Annotated in this window: 14 protein-coding genes; 9 read left to right on the top strand and 5 right to left on the bottom strand. The window is 72.3% G+C overall.

The genetic code is table 11. The annotated features are described in order from the left end of the window. Positions 1 to 14: 14 nt before the first annotated feature. Positions 15 to 398 (bottom strand): barstar family protein, encoded by a 384-nt coding sequence (locus tag ABKA17_RS21805; RefSeq protein WP_353693836.1) that lies wholly within the window; start codon positions 396 to 398, stop codon positions 15 to 17. A 55-nt stretch (positions 399 to 453) separates the two neighbouring features. On the opposite strand from ABKA17_RS21805, the gene ABKA17_RS21800 reads away from it, so the two are divergent. Next, complete coding sequence (locus ABKA17_RS21800; RefSeq protein ID WP_353693835.1) at positions 454 to 816, top strand: hypothetical protein; 363 nt, start codon at positions 454 to 456, stop codon at positions 814 to 816. A 69-nt stretch (positions 817 to 885) separates the two neighbouring features. Here the strand turns inward: ABKA17_RS21800 and ABKA17_RS21795 are convergent, their stop codons facing one another. Together ABKA17_RS21795 and ABKA17_RS21790 are read right to left on the bottom strand one after the other, a co-directional pair. Then, positions 886 to 1,686, bottom strand: coding sequence for an SAM-dependent methyltransferase (locus ABKA17_RS21795; protein WP_353693834.1), 801 nt, complete (start codon positions 1,684 to 1,686; stop codon positions 886 to 888). An 89-nt stretch (positions 1,687 to 1,775) separates the two neighbouring features. Further along, positions 1,776 to 2,810, bottom strand: coding sequence for a saccharopine dehydrogenase family protein (locus tag ABKA17_RS21790; protein ID WP_353693833.1), 1,035 nt, complete (start codon positions 2,808 to 2,810; stop codon positions 1,776 to 1,778). A 144-nt stretch (positions 2,811 to 2,954) separates the two neighbouring features. Here ABKA17_RS21790 and ABKA17_RS21785 point away from each other — a divergent pair, with 144 nt between their 5' ends. After that, positions 2,955 to 3,908 carry a helix-turn-helix domain-containing protein gene (locus ABKA17_RS21785; RefSeq protein ID WP_353693832.1) on the top strand — a complete coding sequence of 318 codons (954 nt, stop codon included), beginning with the start codon at positions 2,955 to 2,957 and terminating at the stop codon, positions 3,906 to 3,908. Here ABKA17_RS21785 and ABKA17_RS21780 read toward each other — a convergent pair. Further along, positions 3,900 to 5,615, bottom strand: a complete 1,716-nt coding sequence (locus ABKA17_RS21780; RefSeq protein ID WP_353693831.1) for an IlvD/Edd family dehydratase — start codon at positions 5,613 to 5,615, stop codon at positions 3,900 to 3,902. The genes ABKA17_RS21785 and ABKA17_RS21780 overlap by 9 nt on opposite strands. Positions 5,616 to 5,662: 47 nt before the next feature. On the opposite strand from ABKA17_RS21780, the gene ABKA17_RS21775 reads away from it, so the two are divergent. The 6 genes from ABKA17_RS21775 (at position 5,663) to ABKA17_RS21750 (ending at position 12,382) form a co-directional block, all read left to right on the top strand. Next, on the top strand, positions 5,663 to 6,514 hold the full coding sequence (locus tag ABKA17_RS21775) for an IclR family transcriptional regulator (protein WP_353693830.1): 852 nt from the start codon (positions 5,663 to 5,665) through the stop codon (positions 6,512 to 6,514). A gap of 29 nt (positions 6,515 to 6,543) precedes the next feature. Beyond that, positions 6,544 to 7,404: a fumarylacetoacetate hydrolase family protein gene (locus ABKA17_RS21770; RefSeq protein WP_353693829.1), complete on the top strand. Its 861-nt coding sequence runs from the start codon at positions 6,544 to 6,546 to the stop codon at positions 7,402 to 7,404. Between the two features lie 10 nt (positions 7,405 to 7,414). Next, positions 7,415 to 8,446: a zinc-dependent alcohol dehydrogenase gene (locus ABKA17_RS21765; protein WP_353693828.1), complete on the top strand. Its 1,032-nt coding sequence runs from the start codon at positions 7,415 to 7,417 to the stop codon at positions 8,444 to 8,446. Between the two features lie 203 nt (positions 8,447 to 8,649). Next, on the top strand, positions 8,650 to 9,375 hold the full coding sequence (locus tag ABKA17_RS21760) for a response regulator transcription factor (RefSeq protein ID WP_353693827.1): 726 nt from the start codon (positions 8,650 to 8,652) through the stop codon (positions 9,373 to 9,375). Next, a complete protein-coding gene (locus ABKA17_RS21755) occupies positions 9,372 to 10,874 on the top strand; it encodes a sensor histidine kinase (protein ID WP_353693826.1) in 1,503 nt (500 codons plus the stop codon). The genes ABKA17_RS21760 and ABKA17_RS21755 overlap by 4 nt, the downstream gene beginning before the upstream one ends. Before the next feature lie 167 nt (positions 10,875 to 11,041). Continuing rightward, a complete protein-coding gene (locus tag ABKA17_RS21750) occupies positions 11,042 to 12,382 on the top strand; it encodes a DUF3500 domain-containing protein (RefSeq protein ID WP_353693825.1) in 1,341 nt (446 codons plus the stop codon). A gap of 80 nt (positions 12,383 to 12,462) precedes the next feature. Here the strand turns inward: ABKA17_RS21750 and ABKA17_RS21745 are convergent, their stop codons facing one another. Further along, the gene (locus tag ABKA17_RS21745; protein WP_353693824.1) at positions 12,463 to 12,726 is read right to left on the bottom strand and encodes a GlsB/YeaQ/YmgE family stress response membrane protein; all 264 of its coding nucleotides are present in this window, start codon (positions 12,724 to 12,726) and stop codon (positions 12,463 to 12,465) included. Between the two features lie 255 nt (positions 12,727 to 12,981). Here ABKA17_RS21745 and ABKA17_RS21740 point away from each other — a divergent pair, with 255 nt between their 5' ends. Then, the gene (locus ABKA17_RS21740) at positions 12,982 to 13,719 is read left to right on the top strand and encodes a hypothetical protein (RefSeq protein ID WP_353693823.1); all 738 of its coding nucleotides are present in this window, start codon (positions 12,982 to 12,984) and stop codon (positions 13,717 to 13,719) included. Positions 13,720 to 13,724 lie beyond the last annotated feature (5 nt).

The following is a 13,724-nucleotide window of genomic DNA, read 5'->3' as shown; positions in this document are numbered from 1 at the left end:
CCCCGTGCGGGCGGTCAGGTCAGGCGCAGGCCGCCCGGCAGTTCGTCCTCGATGATCCCGACCAGCCAGTCGAAGACGGTGGGACCGCGTCCGGCACGGGCCTCCGCCAGATCCGCGCCCACGGAGGGCCTGTTGGCCGGGTGGCAGCGCGCGAGCCGCAGTTCGAGCTGCCGAGCGGTCTCCGGGTGCCCGAGGTGACGGCGGGACAGCTCGTGCTCACGCCACTCGATCACGTAGTCACCGTCGTCCGGCGTACCGAAACCGCCGCGCAGGCAGTCGGCGAAGGCGTCGAGGTTGCGGCCGAAGTACCCGTCGCTCCCGATGCTCTCCCCCACCACGAGCCAGAAGTCCTCCAGCGTCGTGATCCGCGAGCCGTCGAGTACGTAGGTGACCGTCACAGCCCGCAGGATACTTTCTGGGGCACGGAAGGCGATTGGCGGCGAAGATGGCTCCATGACCAAAGCATCCGGATCGTCGGCACAACCCGCCTGCTCCTCGAACTCCGTGCTGTCCCTGTGGTCTCAGGACTCGGTGCTGTCGATCGGTTCCGTGGGATCGGTGCTGTCCATCGGGTCGGTCGGCTCGGCACTGTCCGTCGGATCGATCGGGAGCGCGCTGTCCGTGGGTTCGATCGGTTCGGCCCTGTCCCTGGTGTCGTTCGGGTCCTGGCTGAGCACGGGCTCGTGTCTGTCCGCGCAGTCGCGGTGGTCGGTGCTGTCCTGGGGCTCCTCGCGCGGCTTCCGATCGGCCGGGGCGCTGGGGTTGGCGGGCATGGCCGCCCTGGTGGTGGCTCGGCAGGCGGGGCGAGCGAGGTAGCGGGGTCGGGGACCCTTCGGGGCGCCAGGCGCGGGGGCCCTCGCGGACCGTCGCGTCCCGGCGTGGCGGTCAGTCGCGTTTGCGGGCCACGCCGCCGTAGAAGCCGATCTGTTCGGAGCCGGGCGGCGGTGGGGTGTCAGGGCGCCAGAAGGGGGCCTGGACGAGGCCGGGTTCGATGAGGTCGAAGCCGGCGAAGCAGCGCTCGATCGCGGTGTGGGACCGGAGGTTGAGGCTGGCGGTGGCCTTGGTGTAGACGGCCTGGGCGGCGGTGCGGTCGGCGAAGTCGCCGGTGGCGTGGGAGAGGACGAGGTAGCTGCCGGACGGGAGCGCGTCACGGAGGGTCGCGATGATCTCCGCGGGCTGCTCGGCGTCGGTCAGGAAGTGCACGACGGCGACGAGGAGCAGGGCGACCGGCTCGTCGAAGTCGATGATCCGGCGGATGGCGGGGTGCTCCACCAGGGCGCGCGGGTCGCGCAGGTCGCCGAGCACGATGCCGGTCGCGCCGTCGCCGCTGAGCAGGGCGTCGCCGTGGGCCTTGACGATGGGATCGTTGTCGACGTAGGCGACGCGTACCTCGGGGGCGGCCTCGTGGGCGATCTCGTGGATGCCCGGCGAGGTGGGCAGGCCGGTGCCGATGTCGAGGAGTTGGCGGACGCCGCCCTCGGCGACGACGTGGCGGACGGCGCGCCGGAGGAAGCCTCGGTTGGCGCGCAGGCCGACCCGTACCTCCGGTGCGGCGGCGGCGAGTTCGTCGCCGGCCCGCCGGTCGACCTCGTAGTGGTCCTTGCCGCCCAGCAGATAGTCGTAGATCCGGGCCGGGTGCGGTCTGCTGGTGTCGATCTCCTCGGCACGCACACCGTTCCCGGTCACCCTGTGCTCCTCTCGACGACCGCCGCGGCCCGCGCCGCGTCCGGCGGGGATCAGCCTCGCACATCAACGCCCTTGCCCACGGCCCGAGTTCAGGCGTGGTGCAGTTCCACCGAGAGGTGCTCCGACAGTGCGTCGAGGAAGTCGGCCGCGTCGAAGATCTCCCCGGCGGAGGCGACGCCGACCGTCCTGGTGCGGCCGGTGAGGATGCGGTGGACGGCCTCGACGGCGAGGGGCGCGGTGATGGCGTAGATGTCGCGGCCCCGGGCCACGGCGCGCCGTTCGGTGCCGCCGGAGCGTACGACGGCGTCGACGAGGAAGGTCTGGTCGGAGCGGCCGTCGTCGTCGGCCGCGGTGGGCTCCGGGGTGTCGGGGGCGGCGAGGTCCCGGGCCGCCTCGGTCGCCATGTGGGTGCTGACCTCGGGGACGGCCAGGTGGCTGGGGATGGTGACGACGTCGGCCATGGTGAACTCCGCCATGACGTCCCGGATGCCCATCGGCTCGGGGAAGTGCCACTTCAGGACCGTCGGCTGGTCATCGTGGTAGTCGAGCCGACCCTTGGTGTAGCGGACGCGCTGTCCGCCGCGTCGGCCGTGGGAGACCGCGCCCGCGGCACGGGTCCCGGCGGTGGGGTGCCAGCTGCTCAGCCCGTAGGCGATGTGCGCCTCGTCGGCCGTCTCCCAGTCGCCCATCGCGACGGTGGCCAGCAGGTCGCCGAGACCGCCGTAGAAGGCCATCGCGGGGACGATCACCGCGTTCGCCTGTCGGGCGCGGAACGCGAAGTGGGTGAAGGTGTCGACGTTGGCCTCGATCTCGGCGGCCACGTCCACGTACGGGATCCCGGCGCGCAGGGCCGCCTCGATCACGGGAGCGGCGGTCGTGGCGAACGGCCCGGCGGCGTTGATCACGGCGTCCGCGCCGGCCACGGCCCGGTCGAGCGCGGCCGTGTCGTCGACCGCGGCGGGCCGGACCTCCAGTCCCGGGAAGTCGGCGGCCAGCGCCCGCAGTTTGCCGGCGTCGCGACCGGACAGCACCGGGACAAACCCGCGCTCCCGCAGGTGCGCCACCACGAAGCGGCCGGTGTGCCCGTACGCGCCGTACACCGTGACCGTCTGTCCCGATCGCATGAGCTCTCCCCTGTAGGCATGGATCAACTGTCCGACTGCCCACCGCTGTTCGGCGGGCTGTCGCTGATCGACTGAGACCATCCTGTCGAGTTCGGACGGCTCCCCGTGAGTGTCCGGAACGACGAGCCCCGTACACTTTCGGACATGACCACGGTCGCGCTCCCCCTCACCGAGGGCATGCTCCACTTCGAACTCTCCATGGCCTACGAGGTGTTCGAGGCGCGCCCCGTCGGGGTCTCCGTCCCCTGGTACGACGTGGCGCTGTGCGGTTCCGGCGCCGTGCGGGTCGGCCGGTTCCGTCTCGAGCCCGACGAGGGGCTGGACGGGCTGCGGCGCGCCGACACCGTGATCGTCCCCGGCTGGGCGGACGTCGATGTGGAGCCGCCCGCCGAACTGGTCGACGCGGTGCGGGCCGCCCATGAGGCGGGGGCCCGGGTGGCCTCCCTGTGCACGGGGGCGTTCGTGCTGGCCGCCGCCGGTCTGCTGGACGGCCGGCAGGCCACCACGCACTGGGCGCACACCGACATCCTGGCCTCCCGCTTTCCGCAGGTGGAGGTCGACCCGGACGTGCTCTACGTCGACAACGGCAGTGTGCTCACCTCCGCGGGCAAGGCCGCCGCGATGGACCTGTGCCTGCACCTCGTCCGTCTGGACCACGGCTCGGCCGTCGCCAACGCCGTGGCCCGCCGGCTGGTCGTGCCGCCGCACCGGGCGGGCGGTCAGGCGCAGTTCGTCGCCGCCCCGGTGCCCACCCGGGACGACCATCCGCTGGGCGCGCTGCTCCCCTGGGCGATCGACCGCCTCGACCAGCCGCTGACCGTGGAGGACCTGGCCCGCCGGGCGCGGATGAGCTCCCGGCACCTGGGCCGTCACTTCAGGGCGGCGACCGGCACCACCCCGCTGCAATGGCTGCTCACCCAACGCATCCGCCGCGCCCAGGAGTTGCTGGAGACCACCGACGACAGCGTCGACGCCATCGCCACGGCCACCGGCATGGGCACCGCCACGACCCTGCGCCGCCACTTCAACCGCACGCTCGGCGTGCCCCCGGACACCTACCGGCGCACCTTCCGCGCCGAGTCCCCCGGTTCAGTGTGATTCACGGCTGACGTCCGAACCGCTGGAGCCGATGAGGAAGTCGAGGTCGGCTCCGGTGTCGGCCTGGAGGACGTGGTCGACGTAGAGCCGCTCCCAGCCGCGTCGCGGGGCGGCGAAGCCGTCGAGCGTGGCCTGGTTCGGCTGGCGGCGGGCGAGTTCGTCGTCCGGTACGTCGACGTCGATCCGGCGGGCCTCGACGTCGAGGACGATGAAGTCGCCGGTGCGCACCAGGCCCAGCGGCCCGCCTGCCGCGGCCTCGGGGGCCACGTGCAGCACGACCGTGCCGTACGCCGTGCCGCTCATCCGGCCGTCGCAGACCCGGACCATGTCGCGCACCCCCTGTTCGAGGAGCTTCTTCGGCAGCGGCATGTTGGAGACCTCGGGCATGCCCGGATAGCCCTTGGGTCCGCAGCCGCGCAGGACGAGGACGGAGTCGGCGTCCACGTCCAGGTCGGGGTCGTCCACGCGGGCGTGGAAGTCCTCGATGGAGTCGAAGACGACGGCCCGGCCGCGGTGGCGCAGCAGGTGCGGGGAGGCCGCGGCGGGTTTGACCAGGGCGCCGTCGGGGGCGAGGTTGCCCCGCAGGACGGCGATGCCGCCCTCGGCCACCAGGGGTTCGGCGCGGGTGCGGATGACCTCGGCGTCCCAGATCGGGGCGTCGTCGAGCGCGTCGACCAGGGGCTTGCCGGTGACGGTCAGCGCATCGGGGTCGAGCAGGTCGCGGACCTCGCGCAGGACGGCGAGGAGTCCTCCGGCTCGGTGGAAGTCCTCCATGAGGAAGCGTCCGGCGGGCTGGAGGTCGACCAGGACCGGGACGTGGGAGCCGATGCGGTCGAAGTCGTCGAGGGTCAACTCGATGCCCAACCGGCCCGCGATCGCGAGGAGATGGACGACCGCGTTGGTGGAGCCACCGATCGCGGCCAGCGCCACGATCGCGTTGTGGAAGGAGGCCTTGGTCAGGAAGGTGCCCGGCCGCCGGTCCTCGGCGACCATGTCCACCGCCAGCCCTCCGGTGACGTGCGCGGCCTCCAGGAGCCGGCTGTCCGGCGCGGGCGTCCCGGCCACACCCGGGATCACCGTGCCCAGCGCCTCGGCCACCAGCGCCATCGTGGAGGCCGTGCCCATGGTGTTGCAGTGGCCGCGGCTGCGGATCATCGAGGACTCGGAGCGGGTGAACTGCTCCTGGGAGAGCGTGCCCGCCCGCACCTCCTCCGACAGCTGCCACACCCCGGTGCCGCAGCCCAGCAGCCCACCACGGAAGGTGCCGTTGAGCATCGGACCGCCGGGGACCACGACCGCGGGCAGGTCCACCGAGGCGGCGGCCATCAGCAGCGACGGGATCGTCTTGTCGCAGCCGCCCAGCAGGACCACGCCGTCGATGGGGTTGGCGCGCAGCATCTCCTCCGTCGCCATCGCGGCCATGTTGCGCCAGAGCATGGCGGTGGGCCGCACGTTCGTCTCGCCGAGGGACACCACGGGCAGGTCCAGCGGGATGCCGCCCGCCTCGTAGACGCCGTTGCGGACCGAGGCGGCGACCTCGTCGAGGTGGGCGTTGCAGGGGGTCAGGTCGGAGGCGGTGTTGGCGATGGCGATCTGGGGCCGGCCGGTGAAGGCGTCGCCGGGCACGCCCCGGCGCATCCAGGCCCGGTGGATGTAGGCGTTGCGGTCCTGACCCGCGTACCACTGTGCGCTGCGGAGCCTCACCATGGAATCCCTTCCAATAGTCGGTACGGCGGTCTACTGTTCGAAACACGATGAAGCCTACGCAGACGTACGACGTACCGACAGACCCCGGCGCCGACGCGGCGACCGGCCTGGACGCCGCGACCGGCGACGACGGGTCGACCGCCGTGGACAGCGGCCGGCTCGTGGGCTCGGACCGGGTGCTCGCGGTCCTCAAGGAGCTCGCCCGGTATCCGCAGGGCGTGGGTCTCGAGGAGCTGACCCGCGTGATCGGCAGCCCCAAGCCCACCGTGCACCGGGCACTGGGCGCCCTGCGCCGGGCGGGGCTCGCCGACCAGGACACGCGCGGCCGTTACGTACTCGGGGACGAGTTCCTGCGCATGGCGTTCGCCCATCACGAGGCGCGGCCCGACCATGTCCGCATCCAGCCCGTGCTCGAAGCGCTGGCTCACCGGTTCGGGGAGACGGCGCACTACGCGGTGCTCGACGGCCACGAGGTCGTCTACCGCGCCAAGGTCGACCCGCCCGCCGGCGCCGTGAAGCTGACCTCGACGATCGGCGGACGCAACCCCGCGCACACCACGGCCGTCGGGAAGCTGCTGCTCGCCCGGGAGTTGACCGCCCTGGAGGAGGTCGAGGCCTGGGTCGCCGAAGCCGCCCCGGAGCGCCGTACACCCCGGAGTCTGTGCACGGCGTCCGACCTGCACCGTGATCTCGCCGCCACCCGGGAGCGGGGGTACGGCGTCGACGACCAGGAGAACGAGACCGGGGTCAACTGCCTTGCCCTGCCGGTGTATCTGACCTCGCCCACGATCCCCTCCGGAGCGGTGAGCGTCAGCGCGCTGGCCTACCGGACGCCGCTGGCCTCCCTGGTCGGCGCTCTCGACGAGATCCGCGCGCTGCTCACCGGCCCGAACAGCTGAAGCCCCACCGACCCCAGGAGACAGTCCCCGTGTACCTCATGCGCATCGGCGCCCCGGGCGCCGAGAAGCCCGTCGCCCGCCTCGACGACGAGACGTACGTCGATCTCTCCGACGTCGTCACGGACTTCGACGAGGCGTTCTTCGGCTCGGGCGGCCTGGACCGCGTCCGCCCTGTCGTGGCCGAGCGGGTGGCGGCGGGGCGGGTGTCCCGTTTCGCCGGGGAGCGGGTCGGGGCGCCCGTCGCGCGTCCGCACCAGATCCTGTGCATCGGGCTCAACTACCGGGACCACGCGGCCGAGAGCGGCATGGCGGTGCCCGAGGAGCCGATCCTGTTCACCAAGTCGCCCAACACCCTCGTCGGCCCCGACGACGACGTGCGCATTCCGCGCGGTGCCACCAAGACCGACTGGGAGGTGGAGCTCGGCATCGTGATCGGGCGGCGCACGAGCTATCTGGATTCGGTGGCCGAGGCGCGGGACGCCATCGCCGGCTATGTGGTCGTCAACGACGTGAGCGAGCGCGGCTTCCAGCTGGAGCGCGGCGGGCAGTGGGCCAAGGGCAAGTCCGCGGAGACCTTCAATCCGGCGGGGCCCTGGCTGGCCACCGCCGACGAGATTGACGACGTGCTCGCGCTGGACATGTGGCTCGACGTCAACGGGGTGCGCCGGCAGACCGGCAACACCAAGACGATGATCTTCGATCCGTACTTCATCGTGCACTACCTCAGCCAGTTCCTGGTCCTGGAGCCCGGCGACCTCATCAACACGGGCACCCCGCCCGGGGTGGGCATGGGCCTCAACCCGCCCGTGTACCTCCAGCCGGGCGATGTGATGGAACTCGGCATCGAGCGGCTCGGCACGCAGCGTCAGCGCGTGCTCGGGCCCCGGTGAGCCGCCCGGTATGCGCGCGTTCGTACTGACCGGCCCCGGCACCTACGAGGTCCAGGACCTCCCGGCGCCGGTGGCCGGTCCCGGCGAGGTCGTCGTCGACGTCGAGCGGGTCGGGGTGTGCGGCACCGACGTGGAGTTCTTCACCGGCGAGATGGCCTACCTCCACCAGGGACACTCCGCCTATCCCATGCGGCTGGGCCACGAGTGGTCCGGGCGCGTCACCGCGGTCGGCGACGACGTGGACCCCGGCTGGCTGGGCCGCCGGGTCATGGGTGACACGATGCTCGGCTGCGGCACATGCCGCCGCTGTCTGCGAGGGCGGCGGCATGTGTGCGAGAAGCGGCAGGAGGTCGGCATCCGAGGGGGCCGGGCCGGCGCCCTGGCGGAGCAACTCACCGTGCCTGCCTCCTCGTTGCACGCCCTGCCCGAGTCCGTCGACGCCGAGCTCGGCGCGCTCGTGGAGCCCGGCGGGAACGCGCTGCGCGCGGCCCGGGCCGCCGAGCCCCGGCCCGGGGACCGTGCCCTGGTGCTGGGTCCGGGGACGATCGGGCTGCTGGTCGCGATGTTCCTGCGGGCCGCCGGTGCCGAGGTGCACCTGATGGGTGTCACCGAGAGCTCCCTCGGCTTCGCCCGCGACCTGGGCTTCGCGCACACGTGGACCGAGGAGGCGCTGCCGGACCTGGCGTTCGACTCGGTCGTGGACGCCTCGACCGCGCCCCATCTCCCCAACCGCGCGCTGGAGTTGGTGGAGCCGACCGGCCGCGTCGTGTACATCGGACTGGCCGGCGAACCCGCCCGGCTCGACCATCGCACGCTCCTCCTCAAGGACATCACGGCGGTGGGCGTCCTGTCCGCGTCCCCCGGTTTGGACGCGACGATCCGGGCCTACGCCGACGGCTCGGTGGACCCCCGGCCGCTGGTCGCCGCGACCGTGGGGCTCGACGAGGTCGGTCCGGTGCTCGCCGGTCGGCGCCCGGCGGGGGCGGGGCCGGGGCCCAAGATCCACGTCGATCCGAGGCTCGGCGGGAACGGGCGAGCCTGAACCGCAGTCGGGACCCGCACCGGCCGCACAGGGTGCCCTGAGGTCGGCCCGGTGCTCGCCGGACGGCGCCTGCCCGGGGCGGAACCGTCGGGCGAGCCTTACCGCGGCCGGGCCCGCGCACGCCGCATGGGGCACCCCCAGCGCATGGGGTGCCCTCAGGCCGTACACATCCCTCTCACAGCTCGGCGCGGGAGGGTCGGCGCATGTCTGGCTTCTCCGCTCACCGTGACGGCACGGTCCGCGTCCTCATCGTCGACGACGAACCCGAGCTCACCGAGCTGCTGTCCGCGGCGGTGGCCGAGGTGGGCTGGCGGCCCTTCGCCGCGGCGGACGGCCGTGGCGCGCTGCTGATCGCCCGGGACTGCTCCCCGCACCTCGTCGTCCTCGACGGGATGCTGCCCGACGTGGACGGCGTCGACGTACTGCGCAGGCTCCGCGGCGAGAACGCCCGGCTGCCCGTACTGATGCTCACCGCCCGCGACGCTCTGGAGCACCGGATCGACGGGCTGTCGGCGGGCGCGGACGACTATGTGACCAAGCCCTTCTCCCTGGAGGAGGTCATGCTGCGCCTGCAAGGGCTGCTGCGTCGGGTCCGCCCCGACGAGGCGCCCTCGGGGGAACCGGTGCGGGTGCTCGGCGACCTCGTCCTCGCGGAGAGGACCCGCGAGGTACGGCGGGGCGGCACGCCGATCCCGCTCACGGCCAAGGAGTTCGACCTGCTCGGCTTCCTGATGAGCCACCCCCACCAGGTGCTGAGCAAGGCCCAGATCCTCGAGCACGTCTGGAACGCCTCGTTCGACGGCGAGGGCAACCTCGTCGAGGTGTACGTCTACAGCCTCCGCTCCAAGATCGACAAGGGGCGGGCGTCGATGATCCACACCGTGCGGGGTGTCGGGTACGCGATCAGAGCCGCGGACCACGGGGCATGACGGCACTCGAGCACGGTGCGGGGCTCCCCCGGCCCCGGCTGGGCCGCCGCTCGCTGCGGGCCCGGCTGGTGCTCTTCATCTCCGTGACCATGGTCGTCGTGTGCGCGGCCATGGCGCTCACGACGGTGTTCGTCCAGCGTGCCTATCTGCTGGGGGATCTGGACCAGCGGGTCACCGACGCCGCCGAGCGCGGTCAGGGCGGACTGCAACGACGCACGGGCGGCGCGACGGACCTCGGCTTCCTCAACGAACGCGGACAGCCCACCGGGACCCTCGCGGCCCGCTTCGGCGACGACGGCGTCATCGCCGCCGAGGTCGTGACGGAGGACGGCCGCCGACAGGTCCTCACGGCGGCCCAGCGCGCCGCCCTCGACGGGATCACCACGGACGGCTCGCTGCACACCCGTACCGTCCCCGGCCTCGGCACCTACCGGGTGACCGCCATCGCAGGCGACGGCGTCCCCGTCCTCGCCGGACTGCCCATGGGCGACGTACAGCGCATGATCGACCGTCTGGTCGTCGTCGAGGTGGTGATCGCCGTCGTCGGGCTGGCCGCCGCGGCGGGCGCCGCGACCGTGGTCGTACGACGTCAGCTGCGCCCTCTCGGCCGGGTCGCCGCCACCGCCGCCGAGGTCGCCCGCGTCCGGCTGGACCGCGGTGAGGTCACCGGCCTCACGCGTGTCCCCGCCGCGGACACCGATCCCGGCACCGAGACCGGTCAGGTCGGCGTGGGGCTCAACCGGCTGATCGACCATGTGGAGTCCTCGCTCGCCGAACGCCAGCGCACCGAGGACCGCATGCGGCGCTTCCTCGCCGACGCCAGCCACGAGCTGCGCACGCCGCTCGCCTCGATCGCCGGCTACGCCGAGCTGATGAAGCGCGGCACGCGCCGGATGGAACCGGAGCTGGCCTGGCACCGGGTCGCGGCCCAGTCGTCCCGGATGACCGGGCTCGTGGAGGATCTGCTGCTCCTGGCGCGCCTCGACGAGGGACGACCGCTGCGGTCGGAGGAGGTCAACCTCGCGACGCTGGTCGCCGAGGCGGTGTGGGACGCGCGGGCCGCGGGCGGCGCGCACGACTGGCGGCTCGCCCTGCGTCTCGACGGTGGGCGGGCGGCCGTGGTCGGAGATCCCGCCCGGCTCACCCAGGTGCTGGCCAACCTGTTGGCCAACGCCCGTCAGCACACACCCCCGGGCACCGGGATCACCGTGGTCGTGGAGGCCACGGACACGCACTGCGTGGTCCGGGTCCAGGACGACGGCCCCGGCATCCCGACCGACCTCCTCCCCTCGGTCTTCGAGCGCTTCACCCGCGCCGACGCCTCCCGTTCCCGGGTCCCCGGCGAGGAGGGCGGCGCGGGGCTGGGTCTGGCCATCGCCGCGGCGATCACCGAGGCGCACGGCGGGCGCATCGACGTGCTGAGCGAGCCCGGGCGGACGGAGTTCGCGGTCACGCTGCCCGCCGCCGACGGCGGCCGAGCTGACTGCCAGGGACTCTAAGCATCTCCACATGTTCGCAGGTCAGTTGGGTCGTACCCGGCCGTCCGAACCCTCGCCCCGCCCACCCTGAAGGGCCCGTTTCAGCTCCGACTCAGTTCGCTCCCCCACAGTGATCACCAGGCGGCCGTCCGGCGGGGACGTGCCCCTCACGAAGGGAATCAGCGACGATGACCGAGCTCGACACCGGTGAGCCCACGGCCCAGGAGCCGCAGTCCGAAGGCGGCCGCCGTGCTCACGCGAGCCGCCGCAACTTCATGCGGAAGGTCTTCTTCGCCAGTGGCGCGACGGCCGTCGTCACCATGGGCGGCGCTGGAGCCTTCGCCGCGATGGCCGACGACACCACGGGCACCGCCGACGCCACGGCGAGCGCCGCACCGAGCGGTGCAGCCGGCGAGGGCCCGGGCGGCGGCACCGGCGGCCCCGGAAACCAGTCGATCACCGAGGAGTTCTTCGGTCTCACCACCGACGGCAAGCGGGTCGACGACCTGTTCACGATCCACTCCACGGGCGTGGCGACCGCTCCGGTGATCTCGGCCGCGAACGCGTTCCTGGCCGGGCTGAGCGACACCCAGAAGTCCTCGACGCAGTTCACGATCCACTCCACCGAGTGGCGGCTGTGGAGCAACATCGACTCCTACGAGCGCCAGGGCGTCTCCCTCGCGGACCTGAGCGACGATCAGAAGGCCCTGGGCACCGCCCTGTTGAAGGCCGCGCTGAGCGCCGACGGGCTGGAGACCACCGAGAAGATCCGGAAGATCAACCAGGCGGCCGGCGAGGCGATCGGCAACACCGGCTCCTTCAACGAGGACGCCTACTACTGGACGTTGATGGGCACCCCGTCCGCGACCGAGCCCTGGGGCTTCCAGTTCGACGGCCACCACCTGGTGATCAACTACTTCGTGCTCGGCGACCAGGTCGTCATGAGCCCCTGCTTCTGGGGCTCCGAGCCGACCTCCATGGAGATCGACGGCGAGACCGTGAGCGTGTGCCGCGAGGAGGTCGTCGCGAGCCTCGCCTTCATCAACTCCCTGACCGAGGCGCAGCAGAAGGTCGCCATCGAGACCGCGACCAAGTCGAACGAGTCCATGAAGGCGGGCGCGTTCTCCGACAACACCGTTCAGGCCTACACGGGCCTGCGCGGCAACGCCCTGACCGGCAGGCAGAAGACCAAGCTCCTCGGGATCGCGGAGTCCTTCGTCGGCCGCGCCAAGGCCGACGTGGCGAAGGTGAAGCTGGCCGAGGTCCGCAAGCACCTCGACGACACCTACGTCACCTGGGCCGGGGGCACCGGCGACGACGACGCCTTCTACGTCCGGGTGCACAGCCCGGTGGTGTGGATCGAGGTGGACTGCCAGGCGCCGGGTCCGCTGGCGGGCGCGTACGGCGCCACGCAGGGCAGCGGGGCGACGCAGAAGCACGTGCACCCGATCATCCGCACCCCGAACGGCAACGACTACGGAAGGGAGCTCCTCAGGCAGCACTACCTGACCTCGCCGCACCACCAGTGACACGGGCGGCGTGACCCCGAAGTTCCCGTCATGGTGAAGGGCCGCACCCTCTGGAGGGTGCGGCCCTTCGCCGTGCGCCGTCAGCGGCGCAGTTTCACCTTGCTGATCGCGGCCACGCCAAGGGCCGCGAGGGCGATCTGGATGAGCCACTCGACCCAGTCGACGCCCTCGGTGTCGGCGACGTCGAGGCCGGAGGCGATGCCGGTTCCGATGAACGCGGCGACGATGCCGATTGCGATCGTCCACAGAATGCCGATGCGCTGACGGCCGGGTATGACCAGCCGGCCGAGCACACCGATCACGATGCCGATCACGATCGCGCTGATGACGCCTGATATCTCCATGAGCGGTATGCCACCCCTCACTTGGTTGGTGACATACGAGTGCCCGTTCGGATCGATGCCACTCCGATCCGTCGCGCGGACATGAAATCCGGTGCGGCCGGGGGCCGCGAAGGCCTACCCTCCGGCTGTGCGTTGATCTTCCGAGCGGTGGCCCAGTGCCGCCGCGGACGGTACTGGCGCCCGCGCCGCGGGCCGCCCCGCAGGCATGCCGTCAGCCTCCTCCCGACACCGGAGGCCGGACACCGGAGATCACCCATGACCGCTGGACAACCGCTCACCTACGACGCCTTCGTGGCACGCGCCACCGCCGACCCCGCCGTCGTCGGCCTGGTCCTCAAGGGCTCCCGAGCCCACGAGGACATGGTCACCGAGCACTCCGACCACGACCTGTACGTCGTCCTCGCCGACGCCGCGGCCACGGAGCTCACCCGCTTCGGGGGCCACCGCACCCCCGGGCTCGATCTCGTCGTCGTCTCGCTCACCGAGTTCCGCGCGGCCGGCATGCCCGGCTTCGAGCGCTACGCCCTCGCCCGCGCCCGGATCGTGCTCGACCGGCTGGACGGAGGCATCGCCCGGATCCTGGCCGCCAAGGCACACCTGGACGCAGACGAGGCGCGCGGGGACGCACAGGGCTGGCTCGACGCCTACGCGAACTCCCTCTACCGGTCGATCAAGAACGCGCGCGACGGACAGGGGCTCGCCGCCCGTCTCGACGCCGCCGACAGCGCGCGGTTCCTGCTGGAACTGCTCTTCGCCCTCGACCGCCGCCCCCGTCCCTACAACAAGTACCTGGAGTGGGAGCTCGCCCGGCATCCGCTCCCCGGCTGGGACACCGGCCTGCTTCTGGACACCGTGGACCGCGTCGCGCGCACCGGAGACGTGGCCGAGCAGCGGCGCCTGTTCGCCCGCGTCGAGAAGGTGGCCCGGCGGGCCGGGCACGGGGCGGTGCTGGACGACTGGGGTGCGGACCTCGGCCTGATGCGGCCCCGGTGACGGAC

Source organism: Streptomyces sp. RG80 (assembly GCF_040446465.1).
Taxonomy (GTDB): Bacteria; Actinomycetota; Actinomycetes; order Streptomycetales; family Streptomycetaceae; genus Streptomyces.
This window is presented reverse-complemented; position numbering and strand designations above follow the sequence as displayed.

What these genes read in the sequence shown, in the direction of transcription:
- ABKA17_RS21800 (WP_353693835.1), top strand. Translation starts at nt 454, where the DNA reads ATGACCAAAGCATCCGGATCGTCGGCACAACCCGCCTGCTCCTCGAAC.
- ABKA17_RS21790 (WP_353693833.1), bottom strand. Translation starts at nt 2,810, where the DNA reads ATGCGATCGGGACAGACGGTCACGGTGTACGGCGCGTACGGGCACACC.
- ABKA17_RS21785 (WP_353693832.1), top strand. Translation starts at nt 2,955, where the DNA reads ATGACCACGGTCGCGCTCCCCCTCACCGAGGGCATGCTCCACTTCGAA.
- ABKA17_RS21780 (WP_353693831.1), bottom strand. Translation starts at nt 5,615, where the DNA reads ATGGTGAGGCTCCGCAGCGCACAGTGGTACGCGGGTCAGGACCGCAAC.
- ABKA17_RS21775 (WP_353693830.1), top strand. Translation starts at nt 5,663, where the DNA reads ATGAAGCCTACGCAGACGTACGACGTACCGACAGACCCCGGCGCCGAC.
- ABKA17_RS21765 (WP_353693828.1), top strand. Translation starts at nt 7,415, where the DNA reads ATGCGCGCGTTCGTACTGACCGGCCCCGGCACCTACGAGGTCCAGGAC.
- ABKA17_RS21760 (WP_353693827.1), top strand. Translation starts at nt 8,650, where the DNA reads ATGTCTGGCTTCTCCGCTCACCGTGACGGCACGGTCCGCGTCCTCATC.
- ABKA17_RS21755 (WP_353693826.1), top strand. Translation starts at nt 9,372, where the DNA reads ATGACGGCACTCGAGCACGGTGCGGGGCTCCCCCGGCCCCGGCTGGGC.
- ABKA17_RS21750 (WP_353693825.1), top strand. Translation starts at nt 11,042, where the DNA reads ATGACCGAGCTCGACACCGGTGAGCCCACGGCCCAGGAGCCGCAGTCC.
- ABKA17_RS21745 (WP_353693824.1), bottom strand. Translation starts at nt 12,726, where the DNA reads ATGGAGATATCAGGCGTCATCAGCGCGATCGTGATCGGCATCGTGATC.
- ABKA17_RS21740 (WP_353693823.1), top strand. Translation starts at nt 12,982, where the DNA reads ATGACCGCTGGACAACCGCTCACCTACGACGCCTTCGTGGCACGCGCC.